General features: G+C 38.6%; 16 protein-coding genes. 8 read left to right on the forward strand and 8 right to left on the reverse strand.

Going from position 1 to position 16,198, the window contains the following annotated elements; translation table 11 throughout:
- Positions 1–2: 2 nt before the first annotated feature.
- On the reverse strand, positions 3–1,103 hold the full coding sequence (locus ACIQXN_RS16210) for an SDR family oxidoreductase (RefSeq protein WP_402968697.1): 1,101 nt from the start codon (positions 1,101–1,103) through the stop codon (positions 3–5).
- A 298-nt stretch (positions 1,104–1,401) separates the two neighbouring features.
- Here ACIQXN_RS16210 and ACIQXN_RS16215 point away from each other — a divergent pair, with 298 nt between their 5' ends.
- Positions 1,402–2,598 carry an FtsW/RodA/SpoVE family cell cycle protein gene (locus ACIQXN_RS16215; RefSeq protein WP_402968700.1) on the forward strand — a complete coding sequence of 399 codons (1,197 nt, stop codon included), beginning with the start codon at positions 1,402–1,404 and terminating at the stop codon, positions 2,596–2,598.
- A 394-nt stretch (positions 2,599–2,992) separates the two neighbouring features.
- Here the strand turns inward: ACIQXN_RS16215 and nhaC are convergent, their stop codons facing one another.
- The 7 genes from nhaC to ACIQXN_RS16250 form a co-directional block, all read right to left on the reverse strand.
- On the reverse strand, positions 2,993–4,375 hold the full coding sequence (gene nhaC, locus ACIQXN_RS16220; RefSeq protein WP_402968703.1) for a Na+/H+ antiporter NhaC: 1,383 nt from the start codon (positions 4,373–4,375) through the stop codon (positions 2,993–2,995).
- A 282-nt stretch (positions 4,376–4,657) separates the two neighbouring features.
- Positions 4,658–6,232, reverse strand: a complete 1,575-nt coding sequence (locus tag ACIQXN_RS16225) for a peptide chain release factor 3 (RefSeq protein ID WP_402968706.1) — start codon at positions 6,230–6,232, stop codon at positions 4,658–4,660.
- A gap of 310 nt (positions 6,233–6,542) precedes the next feature.
- On the reverse strand, positions 6,543–6,668 hold the full coding sequence (locus tag ACIQXN_RS16230) for a hypothetical protein (protein ID WP_402968709.1): 126 nt from the start codon (positions 6,666–6,668) through the stop codon (positions 6,543–6,545).
- Positions 6,669–7,005: 337 nt separating this feature from the next.
- On the reverse strand, positions 7,006–7,539 hold the full coding sequence (locus tag ACIQXN_RS16235; protein ID WP_402968712.1) for an RNA polymerase sigma factor: 534 nt from the start codon (positions 7,537–7,539) through the stop codon (positions 7,006–7,008).
- A gap of 19 nt (positions 7,540–7,558) precedes the next feature.
- On the reverse strand, positions 7,559–9,520 hold the full coding sequence (locus ACIQXN_RS16240; protein WP_402968715.1) for a DUF6449 domain-containing protein: 1,962 nt from the start codon (positions 9,518–9,520) through the stop codon (positions 7,559–7,561).
- On the reverse strand, positions 9,495–10,394 hold the full coding sequence (locus tag ACIQXN_RS16245) for an ABC transporter ATP-binding protein (RefSeq protein ID WP_402968718.1): 900 nt from the start codon (positions 10,392–10,394) through the stop codon (positions 9,495–9,497). The genes ACIQXN_RS16240 and ACIQXN_RS16245 overlap by 26 nt, the downstream gene beginning before the upstream one ends.
- The gene (locus ACIQXN_RS16250; protein ID WP_402968721.1) at positions 10,391–10,774 is read right to left on the reverse strand and encodes a GntR family transcriptional regulator; all 384 of its coding nucleotides are present in this window, start codon (positions 10,772–10,774) and stop codon (positions 10,391–10,393) included. The genes ACIQXN_RS16245 and ACIQXN_RS16250 overlap by 4 nt, the downstream gene beginning before the upstream one ends.
- Before the next feature lie 189 nt (positions 10,775–10,963).
- Here ACIQXN_RS16250 and ACIQXN_RS16255 point away from each other — a divergent pair, with 189 nt between their 5' ends.
- The 7 genes from ACIQXN_RS16255 (at position 10,964) to ACIQXN_RS16285 (ending at position 16,122) form a co-directional block, all read left to right on the forward strand.
- On the forward strand, positions 10,964–11,380 hold the full coding sequence (locus ACIQXN_RS16255; protein ID WP_402968724.1) for an organic hydroperoxide resistance protein: 417 nt from the start codon (positions 10,964–10,966) through the stop codon (positions 11,378–11,380).
- A 200-nt stretch (positions 11,381–11,580) separates the two neighbouring features.
- On the forward strand, positions 11,581–12,396 hold the full coding sequence (locus ACIQXN_RS16260; protein WP_402968727.1) for a glycerophosphodiester phosphodiesterase: 816 nt from the start codon (positions 11,581–11,583) through the stop codon (positions 12,394–12,396).
- Positions 12,397–13,070: 674 nt separating this feature from the next.
- On the forward strand, positions 13,071–13,202 hold the full coding sequence (locus tag ACIQXN_RS16265; RefSeq protein WP_402968730.1) for a hypothetical protein: 132 nt from the start codon (positions 13,071–13,073) through the stop codon (positions 13,200–13,202).
- Positions 13,203–13,526: 324 nt separating this feature from the next.
- On the forward strand, positions 13,527–13,814 hold the full coding sequence (locus ACIQXN_RS16270) for a hypothetical protein (protein WP_402968732.1): 288 nt from the start codon (positions 13,527–13,529) through the stop codon (positions 13,812–13,814).
- 28 nt (positions 13,815–13,842) lie between these two features.
- A complete protein-coding gene (yidC, locus tag ACIQXN_RS16275; RefSeq protein ID WP_402968735.1) occupies positions 13,843–14,628 on the forward strand; it encodes a membrane protein insertase YidC in 786 nt (261 codons plus the stop codon).
- Between the two features lie 169 nt (positions 14,629–14,797).
- On the forward strand, positions 14,798–15,409 hold the full coding sequence (locus ACIQXN_RS16280) for a Type 1 glutamine amidotransferase-like domain-containing protein (protein WP_402968738.1): 612 nt from the start codon (positions 14,798–14,800) through the stop codon (positions 15,407–15,409).
- Positions 15,410–15,699: 290 nt separating this feature from the next.
- Complete coding sequence (locus tag ACIQXN_RS16285) at positions 15,700–16,122, forward strand: pyridoxamine 5'-phosphate oxidase family protein (protein ID WP_402968741.1); 423 nt, start codon at positions 15,700–15,702, stop codon at positions 16,120–16,122.
- The last annotated feature ends 76 nt before the right edge of the window (positions 16,123–16,198 follow it).

The raw sequence follows: 16,198 nt of genomic DNA on the forward strand, positions 1-16,198 counted from the left end.
CTTCACCTTATTTTTATTTGGTATCTTTTTTCATTCTTGTATTTTAAATAAAACTCGACCATGGCTGGCACACCTTCTCTGAAATCCGGGCAAATGATTCCTGACCCTGCTAAATCCTTTTGGGCTTCAGTACAATCGAATCGCCCCTGCCAGGTGAAGTATTCCAATGCTTCTTTTTCGACACCTAAATAGGCTCGTACAGGACGAATCGATAAAAAAGCCTGACTTAATGCCATTGGCACGTGGCCTTTTGGTTTTTTCTTATATAATTCACCGACAAAAAGTTCATATATTTCTGTGGCCTTACACGGATTGGGATCGGTCAGATGATACGTCTTCCCCACCCCATCTTTATATAATGCCAGATAAGCCGTTGCCTGTATAATATAATCGACCGGTACCAGGTTGACGACTGTCTCCCTTTCCGACGAGATATACGGATATATGGGGAGAAAACTTAGACGATCGAGAAAATTGAGGATGAAATATGGTCCGTCAAATTTGATGGTTTGTCCCGTTTTGGAATGTCCTTTGACAATTCCTGGCCGGATGATTGTGATCGGCACTTCGCTTTTCAATTCCTCGACTAACACTTCTGCATCATATTTCGTCCGCTCATAATGGTTCTTGAAGCTTTTGGGAAGTAAAAGTTCGTGCTCGTACAAATTGCCTTCTCGATTTCCAGCAACGTAAGCTGTACTAAAATACGTATATCGTTTCAGGTTGCTTATGCCCTTAACCCACTCATTCACATGCTTTGTACCCACGACATTGACAAGCTGGGCAATTTTTTCCGGGACAGCTAAATCATATATCGCCGCCAGATGAAAGACATGTGTAATCTTTTTATGAAGAATTTGAATCACCTCGGCGGAAATATTAAGATTCTCCTTCGTTATGTCACCTATTATCAACTCGAAATCCACCTTTGTTCCATCGAGCTCACTTTCTATCTCTTTGATATCCGCTTCCGCTTTTACCATTTGATCGGGTAATACGAGCAAATAGATTTTATTGGCTGCTTCATCCCTTTTTAACAGCTCCCTAATCAGCTGATTGCTTATAAAACCCGGGAAGCCAGTAAAGAAGTATACATGATTCATGATTATCCCCCCTTGTATTTCTTGATTGTAATTTATTTTACAAATTATTACTATTTATACATCAACAAAAGGAAATATATTTTGTTTTTGAAAGGATAATCATCATTGGTAGCGAACTTCTTTCTTAAGGAAGGATCATGGATTCGTGTTGGTAGTTTCTTCGGTTAAATATATTACGTTCATTACTTTTTGGTTAAATTCTACTTATTAAATAAAATTATTATCTATCTAGCCGATTTTCCGTTACTATATAAGAAGGCGAATTTTTCGCGCATACATATTCGAGGTGAGCGCACAAGTGAAAAGAATTATTAAAGCATATGACTTCCCCATTTTCATCGCAGTCATATTACTCTGTCTATTCGGTTTAGTCATGATTTATAGTTCGAGCATGATTACTGCAGTTGCTCGATACGGCCAGCCCATGGATTTCTTCTTTGAGAAACAAAAAATGGCCTTTATAATCTCATTCATAGCCATGGTTGTGACGATGATTCTACCTTATAAAATGTACAAGCACAAAACATTTTTAATGAGTATGATGTTCGGGATGGCAGGTATCCTTTTGCTTCTCTTCATCTTCGGCCATACGGCAGGTAATGCCACAAGCTGGTTTAAATTAGGGACAAGTTCTATTCAGCCAGCTGAATTCTCTAAGCTGGCCATGATCATTTACCTGGCAGCCATGTATGGTAAAAAGCAGGATAAAATCAATAGCATTGATAAAGCCGTCATACCTCCTATTGTCTTTCTAGTTGGTATTTGTTTTTTAATAGGCATCCAACCTGATTATGGAACGGCAGCCGTCATATTCCTTATTGCAGGGACGATGGTGCTTTCATCTGGCATGTCTCTACAAAGTATCTTTAAACTTTCAATACTGACAATGATATTAATTGGTATTGTTGCTTTAGGCGTACTAGTGACAGGGAATTTTTCCAGTATTTTCTCTGAAAACAAAGTATCCCGGTTTACCGGATTCGCTGATCCATTTGGTACAGCAGGAGCAGATGGGTATCAGCTTGTGAATTCCTTATTTGCGATCGGTTCTGGTGGCATTACGGGAGTCGGACTTGGAGACAGTGTTCAAAAATATGGATACCTTCCCGAATCTCATACCGATTTCATTATGGCAATCATAGCGGAAGAGCTAGGAATATTTGGCGTGGCTTTCGTCCTTCTGATACTTGGTTTCATTGTCTTAAGGGGCTTTATCCTGTCTGCAAAATGCAAAGACCCATTCGGAAGCCTGCTCTTGATTGGCATTTCTTCCATGATTGGAATTCAAGTGGGTATTAATGTCGGCGGAGTGACTGGGCTTATTCCAATCACTGGGATTACCCTCCCGTTTATAAGCTATGGTGGTTCATCCTTGCTTCTACTTATGCTTTCAATGGGGATTTATCAAAATGTTGTGATGCGAATGAATTTACTTGAACAAAAAGAGAAATTCATGTCGACGGTTCCAACTGAAGACATTATCTCTTCAAAATAATATGTATTCATGTAAAAAAAGGCTGTCCCAAAATTCATTAACCATGATTTTTGAGATAGCCTCTCTTTATGTTAAGAAGGTTTGTAGTTAACGATTATCATTAATATATTTGTGACTATAATTAATAATATGAGGTTGTTAAAGTCACTGTTAATTACGCGTTAGGTGAATGCTGTTTCTCTGCAGCCGCTGGACATAGAAATGGAGGACATTGATATCAATGACTACATTGACAAGCTGGTAGCAAATGAATGGCGTATAGCATCAAAAGATGAATTATTACTTAACTAAATTACTTTCCAGAAAAAATACTAAAAAAGAAGAACAGGTGAAGAAAAACAAATAGTTTTTCTTCACCTGTTCTGTTTTAGGAGAATATTAGATATCCCTTTTTTCACTTATTATAATGAATCCCGATTTTTGTAAAACCACTGATCAAACTTAGCAATGGACAGAGCAGACAGAAGAAAGCAAATGGTGCATAGTCCATTGTCGAAACACCTAATACCTGTGTCAAAAAGACCCCACATACTCCCCAGGGAACTAGTGGATTCACAACGGTTCCCGAGTCTTCGAGAACCCGTGCCAACGTTTTAGGCTGTAACCCCATATCATCATACTTTTGCTGAAACGTCTTTCCCGGAAGCAACACCGATAGATACTGTTCTCCAACAAGGAAGTTAACACTGATTCCTGTGAAAACCGTGGCTGAAATTAATTTTGAAACACTAGTCAACGAATCTTGAATGCTGTTTAATATGGATGGGATAATACCCAATTCAAATAATAGCCCACCCATGGCCAATGCCAATAACACTAGTGAAATGGAGAACATCATGCTTTCAATGCCGCCCCGCGATAAAATGGAATCCAGTTGTTCCATTCCACTATCAAGGACGAAGCCGCTAAATAGTATATCCGCTAGTTTCGGAATGGAAAGCCCTGGCGTTTGTATAAGTGCAATGATGGCTGCGGAAACGATACCTGCCGCTAAAGTGGGAATCGCTGATATCTTTTTAATTGCCAGACCTAAAACAATTACAAAGGGAAGCAAACTCCACAAACTTATATTCGTTTCCTTTTCCAAGATACGGCTCATCACTTCAATTTCCTCTATCCGGGCAATTTTAATGTCAGGAGAAAGAAAGAAAAAGATAACAAGCGTGATGACGAACCCTGGAATGGTTGTCCAAAGCATATTTTTAATATGCTCAAATAAGGCTACTCCGACGGTTTCAGAGGCAAGGTTCGTCGTATCGGATAGCGGAGACATTTTATCCCCTAGGAATGCGCCCGAAATAATGGCACCCGCAGTGATAGCTAACGATAAATCCATTGCCGCCGCCATTCCGATGAAAGCCACCCCTATTGTTGCCGAAGTGGTGAGCGAGCTCCCTATGCACAGCCCTAGCAGCGAAGTCACCAAAAAGGTCACAGCATAAAAGGATTGACCAGAAATCCAGTCAAATCCATAATACATGATGGTAGGGATGGTCCCGCTCGCCATCCAGATTGAAATTAACATGCCGATAAAAAAGAAAATGTAGATGGCTCCCATGCCAGAGACCGCCCCTTTAACGATGGCCGACTCCATGATTGAGAAAGGTAGCTTCTTTATTTTCCCATAAACAAATAAAAAAAGGATGGCCGCAATAATCGGGATATGCGGATCCAAACCATAATGTATAATTCCAGTCGCGATAATCAATAAAAGAACGGCCAAAACACCTAGTGCCTCAGGCAATGAGAGTTTTAGCTTGGCATCTTCCAGACGCATGATCTGATTCCCCACTTTCAAGTTGCTGCTAAGATTCACTTCCACTTAAACGCTTTTAAGCGCTAAAGAATAGGCTTAATATATATGAGTTTCTGAAAATTGTCAAAGGAATATTATTCTATACCTAATAAAAAAGTCCTATGGACTTTAATAAACTAGATAATCCACGATTAATTCATACTATTTTCACTCAACAAAAGGAATTGGTTACATATAAATATTTCTAAGGTACCAACAGGGCTATAAAAAAAAGCCCGTGTAAAAAACGCACGGGCTTTACCATTATTTCATATCCATTGGGTTATATAATGTCACATCTGGGTTCTTATCCTGGAACCAACGTAGTGCGAATTCATTTTCAAACAAAAATGCATATTTATCATAACGGTCCTTAACAAGTATGCTTCTAGAACTGTGCAGGTTTTCATCGAGTTTTTCATCTTCTGCCCAACGGGTGATCTTGCTACCCATACGCTCCATCATGACCTCGACATTGTATTCGTTTCTCATCCGATGCTCGAATACTTCAAATTGAAGTTGACCCACGGCACCAAGAAGATATTCTTCCATACGAACCGTTTTGAATAGCTGAATGGCACCTTCTTGGACCAGTTGGTTAATGCCTTTATGAAAATGTTTCTGCTTCATTACGTTTTTAGCCGTTACCCGCATGAAAAGCTCAGGGGTAAACTGAGGTAAACGTTCAAATTGATACATATCTTTACTTGTCGTAATCGTATCACCAATTTGATAATTCCCAGTATCGTACAGCCCAATAATATCTCCGCTTACCGCTTCATTAACCGTGTTCCGGTCATCCGCCATGAATTGGGTAGAAGACGAAAGATTGATCGGTTTACCTGTTCTACTCAAGTTCACATTCATTCCCCGCTCAAATTTCCCTGAACAGATACGAAGGAAAGCAATCCGGTCACGGTGTTTCGGATTCATGTTCGCTTGAATCTTGAAAATGAATCCGGAAAATTCTTCACTAACAGGATTCACTTCACCTGAAGTAGTCATACGGGCTTGTGGCTCAGGTGCAAACTGCAGATAAGCATCTAAAAATGTTTGTACACCGAATGCCGTCAGGGCACTACCGAAAAATACGGGACTTAATTGACCATTAGCAATTCTCTCTTCCGAGAACTGGTTTCCGGCTTCCGTCAATAGCATGATTTCTTCTAATGTTTGCTCATATAACGGTGATTCCTTCAGTATATGGTCTCCATCAAGTTCACCTTCGTCATTCAAAGTAAGGTAACGTTCCGGACCTTCCGTCTTGAATTGTTCGATGCGGTTATTGAATCGATCGTAAATCCCGACGAAATCTTTCCCCATCCCGATTGGCCAGTTCATTGGATATGTTTCAATACCTAGCACTTCCTCAAGTTCGGCAAGCAGTTCAAGCGGCATTTTTCCTTGGCGGTCCATTTTATTGATGAAAGTAAAAATCGGAATGCCTCTCATCCGACACACTTTGAACAATTTAACCGTTTGGTCTTCAATCCCTTTTGCCGAATCGATGATCATCACGGCACTGTCGACAGCCATCAGTGTACGGTACGTATCTTCACTGAAATCTTGGTGACCTGGTGTATCCAGGATATTCACGCGAAAATCATCATAATCAAATTGCATGACCGAAGATGTCACGGAGATTCCCCGTTGCTTTTCAATCTCCATCCAGTCACTTGTCGCATATTTCCCTGTTTTTCTAGCCTTTACCGTTCCGGCATCACGAATCGCGCCACCAAACAGCAGTAATTTCTCTGTTAATGTAGTTTTCCCGGCATCCGGGTGGGAGATTATCGCAAAGGTCCGTCTAGAATGGACCTCATCTTTTAAAGTAGGCATAATATGTTCCTTTCATTATTGGAATTGTCACTTAGCATTTATAGAGAACCTAATTGGTTTTTTTACATTGGAATGTCAACCTTTCTTAGTTATGTAAAAGTCTTGACCCTACAAAATATATATACGAAAAATATATCATAAGGCTTATACCTTCGCTACCCGGCATCCATTTCAATCAACCTTACTATTTTAACACGATATGAACGAAAGATGTAGGGGTGAATGAACCCAGGAATTGAAAGGGGCAATAAAAAACAAAAAGACGCTGTATCAGCGCCTTCTCCCCTGGTTCTTATAAGGTTGTTTGTTCTTAATAGTTACTTATCTTACAAGCCTTCATGGCTTTTTGATTACGCTTTTTTTTCCAACGTTTCTTGACTTCTTTAAAAATCAATGGAGCGGCAAAAATAACAGCTCGTTTCAGGAGTTTTTTCATATTCAATCATCCTTTCTTTTTTTCTTATACCCAAAGTGTCATCTATGAAAACTTATGACAGCAACAGCCTTCAGCTTAAATAAGCCTATTCTCATTTCCACTCCCCTCATCATTGATTTTAGTACTACTGAGTTGAACCATCTTTCCAACCAGCCATCGAGACTGCAATAAATATTATGAAGCCCCCCGTGTAATCCCCCATACCATTACTTTTCCCATTAATAAGAATAAATTACGCACACACCGATATGGATGAAGGAAGGAATCGCAGAACCCTACATTAAACTAAAAGGGATACTCTCCAATTGCATGAATTGGAGAGTATCCCTTTTTCTATCTATGCAATTCCTTTGAGGAATAACTCATTCCTTAATTGCTTTCTGGCTCTATACAAATTGATTTTAACTGTCGCTTGCTTAATCTCGAGAACAGTGGCGATTTCCCGTTCTTTTAATCCGCCATTCACTTTCAGTAGCAATATTTCCCGTTGTTTCTGGGATAATTTAAATAAGAGATTGTTGATATCTTCTTTTAAAATCCATACATCCATTGGATTTTCCCCATCATTTTGGCGACATGGCTTGCTTTCCAACCAATCCACCATCTCCTGGTAGAGGACTTGACATCCCCGCTTTTGCTTACGCGAAAAATCAATGGCCGTTCTCGTCGCAATGCATGCTAACCATGGACCCATTTTCCCGTTATCCTTAATCGTATCCAGTTTAGTATAGGCCTTTAAATAGGTTTCCTGCGTGATATCCTCTGCCAGATAGGGACATTTGATAATCGATAATGCGATGTAATAGATTCGCTTATAAAATGAATGATAAATCCAAGAAAAACCTTCCGATTCACTAAATTTCCCTTCCATAAAATCCCCCCCTTTTTAATCATTTAAAGTAGTCCGAAATGAAACTGGGAACATGGGGACTAGAAAAAGACCTTATCTCAAAATCCCGGCTATCCTTATAATAAATAACAGCTACATAATCGCCATCCCCGTAATTTATTCTACTGTTTTCGATAACCGAATCGATTTCAACTGGCCCGTCAATTCTCATTTGAACTGGCTGCTTTTCTATTTCCACTTCGATTTCTTCTTGGGTTAAATTAGATAATTTCAAATCAGACTTGGCTACAAGAATATGAGAGATATCATCTACCGTTAGTCTTGCCTCATCCGCTTGTCCTGTTTTTTCCATCCAATTTGTGAAAGCTGGATAAGAAGAATTCCAATTCATATAGATGGTCTTGTTATTTTCAAGAAGAATTTCAATGTAGGCATATTCTCCCCAGTATTGTGTCATTTGAGCAAGCGTCTGATTATTCAAGTCTTCCGATAATGCTTGCACTGCTTCCAGGGACTGTTTTCTATCTGCAATAGTTACAGATTTATCCAATTCTCCCATCGCATCGATTTTAAGTTTATAAACTTCCTCAACAGGTACATTTAATAGCTCATTGACCATATGTTTATATTCGCTAGATTCATAGATTTTCGCTAACAGCGGTAAATAAGCTTCATAATTTTTCAAATGGTACTCTCTCGCTAACCGCCTACCATTCTCCAGTTCGTATATAAGGAACACGGAGTTTTCGGGATTCGTTTCTTCCAAGCTCTCCATTTTACCCTTTTCTAGTATTTGCTGATGTAATAATCGAATGGCTGAGATATTTTCTTTTTCTTTTAGGAAGGAAGATTCCTTTTCCGTTTCGTCATCTCCATCATACAAGGGTGAATAGTTCCCGATATATATATGGTTAATCATGTTTTTATCAGGCACCTTTGATTCAAAAGATACCGGATCCAACTTCAGAATGATGACAACCGTAATGACAGCCACCGCAAAAATTGCGTACCCTCTTAAAGAGACCTTGATTCGCCAAGTCTTTTGTAAGACGAGATCGCCTAAATAATAGCCAATCATGGACCCAACAACATAACCAACTAATACCCATTCCATTTTCCCTGTAGACTGACTAAAATAAAATCCGGCAAAAAGCATCATGCATGTCGTCAAGCCATATTTAAAGATTGGTTTAATCATAGGAAAAACGAAAGCCTGTGATACATGCTCCAATTTTCTTCGTTCATAAAGAATTAATGATAGCCATAGAAATAGGCAGACGACGATTGCATAGATCAATATTTGGAATGAGAAAAAAGGCAATTTTTCCATTTCCGTAGCCGCCAGCAAAGGCGAAATACTATTCATTTTGGCATTTAAGTAATATTCGGAATAAAAACCCTTCAACAAAAATCTCGCATTCGCTATAAGTAAGATAAATAATCCAGCTGGCAACCCAAGAGTTATATAGGTAAGTAATCCTTGTAGGGATGAGAGCCCCGTCACCATTCCAATTAGAACAGCTACGGAAAAAATCACTCCCTCCATCAAAAAGGTAATTCCCATCCAGGATCCAATATCTGCAAGGTTATATAGCTTTTCAACATCTAATGCTGAGTGGAATATACCCAATACTGACCCTGTAAGCAAAATGGGTAGGATGATAAAAACAATCCCCATCCCTATCATATGAAAATATATACTTCTTCGCGTAATTGGTAAACTATGTAAAAAATCAGAAGCTTGTTTTACATGCAAGAACCGAAAAAGAAAAATGGCAAGCAGCACCGGAATGGTAATGACTAAGACAAATTGAATCATCTGCTGACTGGAAAATAGATTTACAAAGTTCATATATTCACTATTATCATTAAGAATAATTGTTAATATTTCCAAAGGCAGCGCAAAAATAAGACCTATGAAATAAAGAAAACCAATCCATCCGGAACTTCTGAAAATATAAAATATCAGTTCTCTATTAAATGATGTTATTCTGGATGGCATACCCTATATCCCCCATTTCATAAATGAAGATTTCTTCTAAAGTAAGGGGTAGCATATCGAATATTTCAGGTTGAAATTGATTGAAATGCTCCTTAATATCTGATTCTTTTCCTTTTACAATGCATACGATGACGCTGCCACGCCTTTCCTTATTCAGGATGTGTATGCCACGGTAAATACCATATGGAATATTATTTTTAAAGGCAATTTGAACTTTATGTACATCCGCTTTTAAATCATCCAAATCCTTCTGAATGATCAGCTCCCCTTGATGCAATATCCCCACATGATCGGCTAAATCTTCAATTTCCCGAAGGTTGTGGGAAGAAATTAAAATCGTCATTTCTCGTTCTGATACATCCTGAATCAATAACTGCTTCACATTTTTACGCATGACCGGATCAAGCCCATCAAAGGGTTCATCGAGTATGAGCACTTCCGGCATCGTTGAAAGCGCCAGCCAAAAAGCAACCTGTCTCTGCATTCCCTTAGAGAGTTTATGAATCTTATATTGAAAGGGAATCGTAAACACTTCCTGCAATTGACAAAAGCGTTCTTGATTCCAGTCACTGTATACGTGACTATAAAAACCTGCCATTTGTAAGACGGAATAATTAGCCAAGAAATAAGGCATATCAGGAAGGAAGAAACACCGATTTTTCACTTCGCGGTTTTCAAATACCGGGGATTGATCAATAAGAATTTCTCCACTATCCTGAATTAAATTACCTGATAGCATTTTCAAAAGGGTCGTCTTTCCTGCCCCATTCGATCCCAATAATCCAAAAATAGACCCTCTTTGGATGGATAGGGTTATGTCCTTGATTGCTTCTTTCCCATCATATAACTTATTAACCCGCTTTATTTCAATCATGTATTTCCCCCCTTAGCTAACAAACTAGTTTCTTCGACTATCCTATAAATCTCCTTCTTTTCAATTCCAATATATAGTGCTTCCGCAAGCACCTTTGTGAGCTCTGACTTTATCTTTTCTTCTTTTAATGAATTTTTCGAATTTCTTTGTGGTAATACAAAATTACCTTTTCCAGGTATTGTATAAATGTACCCATCCGTTTCAAGCTGCCTATATGCTTTTTGAATGGTATTAGGATTAATGGTCAGTTCCTGAGCCAGTATTCTAACAGAAGGCAATTGATCATGTTCTCGTAGTACTTCACTAATCATAAGCTCCTTGAATTTCTCCATTAATTGTTCATAGATGGGTCTTCTACTTTGTACGTCCAGCTCAAACATTATCAGCCCCCTCACTGTCCTAGGTGTACTACGCTGCTTAATACAGTTATTATAAAACAGATTATTCCAAATTAATACATATATTTAAAATATTATCCATTTTTCATTCATAGCGAACTCTCTATCTTTTGTTTAAAAAATCTCATATAGGGAAACTATAAACTAACTAAATCAAAAGGAGTTGTTTTTTTGAAACCATTATATACAACTGCAGTTACCGTACACGGTGGTCGTGAAGGACATGTTAAATCAGAAGACGGCATCCTAGATTTTGATGTAAGGTCACCAAAGGAATTAGGTGGCTCAGGTGAAAAGGCAACCAACCCCGAACAGTTATTTGCCGCAGGATATGCCGCTTGTTTTGACAGTGCTTTGAACCTTGTTCTAAGTAAGGAAAAAAAGAAAGTTGATACATCAGTTACTGCCAATGTCACGATTGGGAAAGATGAAACCGATGGTGGTTTTAAATTGGCTGTTAGATTAGATGTTTCCATACCAGAACTAAGCAAGGAAGAAGCAGAACAATTTGTAAAGAAAGCGCACGCTACCTGCCCTTATTCCAAAGCAACCCGCGGGAATATAGAGGTTACGCCAATCATCGTATAATAAAAGGCATGGAACCAGCTGCTGAAGCTGGTTCCATTTCTTTTTCAATTGATTCATCTACTCAACATTTCACGCTACTCTTTCATTGGTACCTTCATTACTTCTACTTCGATATTAGATTACTTTGACAAAGTTCTTTTAATTCATTTAAATTGGGGTAGATAACTAATGTCGGTATATCTAATGAAGGAGTGTGCACATTGAAAGAGCTTTCCCTAATAGTCTTTATAATCTTTTTGGTCATTATAGTAATCTCTCTTAATAGAAGAAAAAAGCCTATCCCCATCCTCTCAGAGCATCATTCACCTCTGAAAATTGGACATCGCGGCGCATCAGGATATTGCCCTGAAAATACGATGGCATCTTATCATAAAGCCATTGAGATGGGTGTTGATGTCCTCGAGGTGGATATCCATCTAAGTAAAGATGGGGTGCTTGTGGTTCACCATGATCCCACACTGGAGAGGACAACGAACGGTAAGGGGAATCTAAAGGATTATACAGCGGCCGAGTTACTGAAACTGGATGCCGGCAGTTGGTTCCATCCTGATTTTAAAAATGAGAGAATTCCCTTACTTAGCGAGGTATTAGAAGCATTTTCAACGATTGATGTTGGAATATTGATAGAAATTAAACATCCCTCTCTATACCCCGGTATTGAGAAAAAGTTGGCAGAAGAACTGCTAAAAAGGCCGAGTGGTTCAATGAGTGAAAATAAGATCATGGTTCATTCTTTTGACATGACATCCATGAAGAATTTTCATGATCTCTTGCCCAACATTCCAGTGGGTGTACTGATAAAACGTCGAATTTCGAATCAAAAACTGAAAGAAATATCGGAGTTTGCAACTTTTGCGAATCCAAAGCAAACTTTGTTAACCCAGACTCTTAAAGCACGAATCCAAAGTCATGGAATGAAAGTATTTACCTGGACAGTCAACAATAAAAAACAAATGCACTCATTAAAGAAAATGGAATTGGATGGAATCATTTCTGATTTCCCCGACTTTTTTTGATAAGGAGACAAAATTGCCTAAAAAAACAATCCGAGAAATCGGATTGTTCAGTTTGTCGACAAAAGGCATCGCCTGTTTTTTTAAAAAGTCCCTTAAAGTAATCTAAACCATACTCTTTTGCCAATATATAAATTTTACTTGATGATAACGCAAAGTTGATTGGAACGGAAGGTACGAGACTCCTGCGGGACATGCGCGTCTAGGGGAGACACCGCAGGCGAAGCCGAGGAGGGCTCCCCGACCGCCCGTGGAAAGCGAGTGCCTGAAGTGGAAATCAACGTCACATTTTTCATCGAGTTTGTCTACAGTCTAAACAATCCGAGAAATCGGATTGTTTTTTTAATAGCATTGAAAAGATTGGATTTCATCTTCATCAGTACCATAATATGCCCATCGTTTTTGGTTGGGCCTCCAGCGGTAACCGGCCACAGAATTACGACCGACGTAAGTAGGATAGAACCAAAATGATCGACCATTCCTTAGCCATACATACGTATTTTGAAATAAACACCTTCTCATTGCCCCTGCTTCAATTCCAAAAAACCCTACATTTAGAAGTTGCGGAATAAATAACGGAGGTGGCGCGGAAGGTGGACCTCCTCCTTGAGGCGGACGCGGTGGCGGGCCTCCTTGAGGTGGTTTCGGTGGCTGACCGCCTTGGGGCGGTCTCGGCGGTGGCCCTCCTTGAGGGGGACCTGGTGGTTGACCGCCTTGAGGCGGACGTGGCGGTGGCTGCCTCTCTCCTTGAAATGGATCTCCAAGTTGATTTGGATTTACCGGAAAATCTCCACCCATATATTGGTTAAATGGATTAGGGTATAACTGATAATCATAATAATTTTGAGAATTTAATGGATCGTATGGATTCATCCCTATATCACCTCGTTATTAAACTTCCTTTTATTCATATGTAGACTGATGACCATATGTGAAAAAATGGACTGATTCGCCCACATCGGATTGAATTTGAAACATCAGTTGCTTCCCTGAGAATAATATCTTTCATATTTTTAAAAAAACTATATTATTTTTTCGCTTTCTCTATCTCTAATCTGGTATAGTGTTCTTACAGAATTTAGAATGCTTTGTGAGCAGAAACTATCCTTATCCAATACAAACGAGGGATTCCTATGTGGGAGTTATTATTAGAGTTTGATTATCAAACGATCCGCCATGCACTATGGGCAGGCTACTTGTTGACCTTTGTCTTCCCCTTTGCGGCATTTTACTTTATCAATAAAAATCAGACACTCTTAAATGATAAATATCAAGCTTCAGTTCATTCAAACCCTGGTAAATCTCTTGTTTATCCAGGTAGCGTTTTCCATTCGCAAGGATTACGACGCTTTTTCACTTATATACGCCAAAAAGACTCTCCAGATGATTCCGAAGAGCCAAGCCTCCTTTTCATTGTTTAATCATTAACAATTTGAGGAGGAATATATTTTGAAGAAGAAGAATGCACTACTAATTGGAACGCTATTTTTAATGATCACCGTTTTATCTGGTTGTTCAGCCGCCACGAGCGGACCTTTCCACACCGTAATAGTCAATCCAATGAATACATTGCTTGAGTTTAATGCGGAATTTTTCAACGGGAATTATGGATTAAGTATCATTATGATGACAGTCATTATTCGTCTCATCTTGTTACCACTGAATATCAAGCAATATAAAACACAGCGCAGCATGAAAACGAAAATGAATGGACTAAAACCTGAAATGACTGCCATTCAACAGAAACTGAAAGAGACGAAAGATCCGGCCAAACAGAAGGAACTTCAACAGGAAATGATGAAGCTTTATCAAAAACATGGTGTGAACCCTTTAAATATGGGTTGCCTCCCACTTTTGATTCAAATGCCGATATTAATGGGCGTCTACTATGCGATACAAGGGTCCCATGAAATCGCGAGCCATAACTTCCTTTGGTTCAGCCTTGGAGAGCCTAATATCGCCATGGCACTCATTGCCGGGGTCATCTATTATTTCCAATCTGTCATTTCAATGAGGCAAATGTCGGAAGACCAGCAGAAACAAATGAAATTGATGAGCTTCATCTCACCCGCGATGATATTGTTCATCTCTTTCTCCGCCCCTGCTGCTTTGCCGCTCTATTGGTCAGTAGGTGGATTGTTTATGGTCGTTCAGACCATTGTACTTCAACGTGTATTTAACAATGAGAAGACGAATGTCCCTGCAGTCAATGAAAGTACCATCAAAAAAAGCTAAACCAATATAAAGGACACCCCGCAGTAGAGGCTCTAAAAGTCGATACTGCGGGGTGTTTTTTTAAAAATGAGAAAGATGTTTTCAGATGAAATTCATGGATTCCTATGTTTCCTGTTAGAATAAAGATATGTCTAATGCAAAATAGAGATTAAAAATGGAGTTGATTACATTGAAATTGTTACTCACCTCTAACGGTTTTTACACTGATGCCATTAAAGAGGAATTTTTAAAGCTCTTTAACAATGCTACCAATAAACTGGACGTTGCCATTATTACAACTGCATCACCACAAAAGGAAAATAATAGGTTTGCTCAGAAGGCGAATGTAGACTTTATAGAAATGGGGTTTCAAAACATTGATTTCATTGACATAGAGTTTGATAATCCAGAATGCCTTAAGCATAAGAATGTTATATACATCAATGGTGGAAATCCATTTAACTTATTATTTCATACTAAACAGAGTGGAGCAGATAGTATACTACGACAGTTAATTACAAAAAACACGGTTGTTGTAGGGGCAAGTGCTGGTGCTGTTCTACTTGGTCCAAACATTAAAGTCGTTCATTTTTTCACACCACAATTGGATGCACTAAATACTAAGAATTTTTCAGCATTAGGATTAACGGACAAACTTGTTTTCCCTCATTACGATAGAGAAGATTTGTTCAAGGATAGTAAAAGTAAATCAATTGAAGATAGATTAAGGAAATTTGAATCCCTTGAAAAATGTGAAATTACAAGACTAAAAGATGACGAATGTCTCACAATAGATAAGTGATCTATTGACCTCTAATTTGAGGTATTTTTAGGCTCGTCGAAACATTGCCACGGTTGAAATACTTGCAGAGAGTAATTCACCACAAATCATTCCTTATGCTCTCCTTCATCTATAGATATTAAAAACATAAATTTGATTTTCCATAAAACGCATAAAGAACAGTATGGTATTTTATCCAGAAATCCACTCATGGACATTCATTCAAGACATTCCTGAAACTGTACAAATTTGTTTAATTTATCTCCAGAAGTGGAAGAGTAATAATGATAAAAGTAAAAGGAGTGGTGAAGATGAGTCAAGATCAATTAAAAGAAAAAATATTGAATGTGATCAAAGAAAGTAAAATCGGTGTTCTATCAACAGTAGAAAATAACAAACCATATTCACGCTACATGACATTCTTCAACGAGGAATTAACCTTTTATACACCAACTAGCGTGGAGACAGAAAAAATAGATGAAATTGAAAAGAACCCACATGTTCATATCTTGTTAGGGTATGAAAATGAAGGTCTTGGAGATTCTTATATCGAAATTTCCGGAACCTCCAAAATCAATGATTCTGCGGATTTAAAGCAAAAATTATGGAATAAATCCTTTGAACAATGGTTTAAGGGACCAGAAGATCCAAACTATGTATTATTGCAAATCAAGCCTGAAAATATCCGCCTCATGAACAATAATGGTGAGCCACCACAAGAAATGGATTTATAACTTTCTAATTGACCGATATACGCCTCAGTTGGACCGATATATTGGTTGATTTGACTGATAAAGTAGCAGATTTGAC

Origin of the sequence: Peribacillus sp. NPDC097295 (assembly GCF_044761665.1) — a bacterium.
Classification (GTDB): domain Bacteria; phylum Bacillota; class Bacilli; order Bacillales; family DSM-1321; genus Peribacillus.

Coding starts and splice junctions, on each gene's coding strand:
- nhaC (WP_402968703.1), bottom strand. CDS start 4,375: ATGCGTCTGGAAGATGCCAAGCTAAAACTCTCATTGCCTGAGGCACTA.
- ACIQXN_RS16245 (WP_402968718.1), bottom strand. CDS start 10,394: ATGATTGAAATAAAGCGGGTTAATAAGTTATATGATGGGAAAGAAGCA.
- ACIQXN_RS16285 (WP_402968741.1), top strand. CDS start 15,700: ATGAGTCAAGATCAATTAAAAGAAAAAATATTGAATGTGATCAAAGAA.
- ACIQXN_RS16235 (WP_402968712.1), bottom strand. CDS start 7,539: ATGGAAGGGAAATTTAGTGAATCGGAAGGTTTTTCTTGGATTTATCAT.
- ACIQXN_RS16210 (WP_402968697.1), bottom strand. CDS start 1,103: ATGAATCATGTATACTTCTTTACTGGCTTCCCGGGTTTTATAAGCAAT.
- ACIQXN_RS16250 (WP_402968721.1), bottom strand. CDS start 10,774: ATGTTTGAGCTGGACGTACAAAGTAGAAGACCCATCTATGAACAATTA.
- ACIQXN_RS16225 (WP_402968706.1), bottom strand. CDS start 6,232: ATGCCTACTTTAAAAGATGAGGTCCATTCTAGACGGACCTTTGCGATA.
- ACIQXN_RS16270 (WP_402968732.1), top strand. CDS start 13,527: ATGTGGGAGTTATTATTAGAGTTTGATTATCAAACGATCCGCCATGCA.
- ACIQXN_RS16230 (WP_402968709.1), bottom strand. CDS start 6,668: ATGAAAAAACTCCTGAAACGAGCTGTTATTTTTGCCGCTCCATTGATT.
- ACIQXN_RS16240 (WP_402968715.1), bottom strand. CDS start 9,520: ATGCCATCCAGAATAACATCATTTAATAGAGAACTGATATTTTATATT.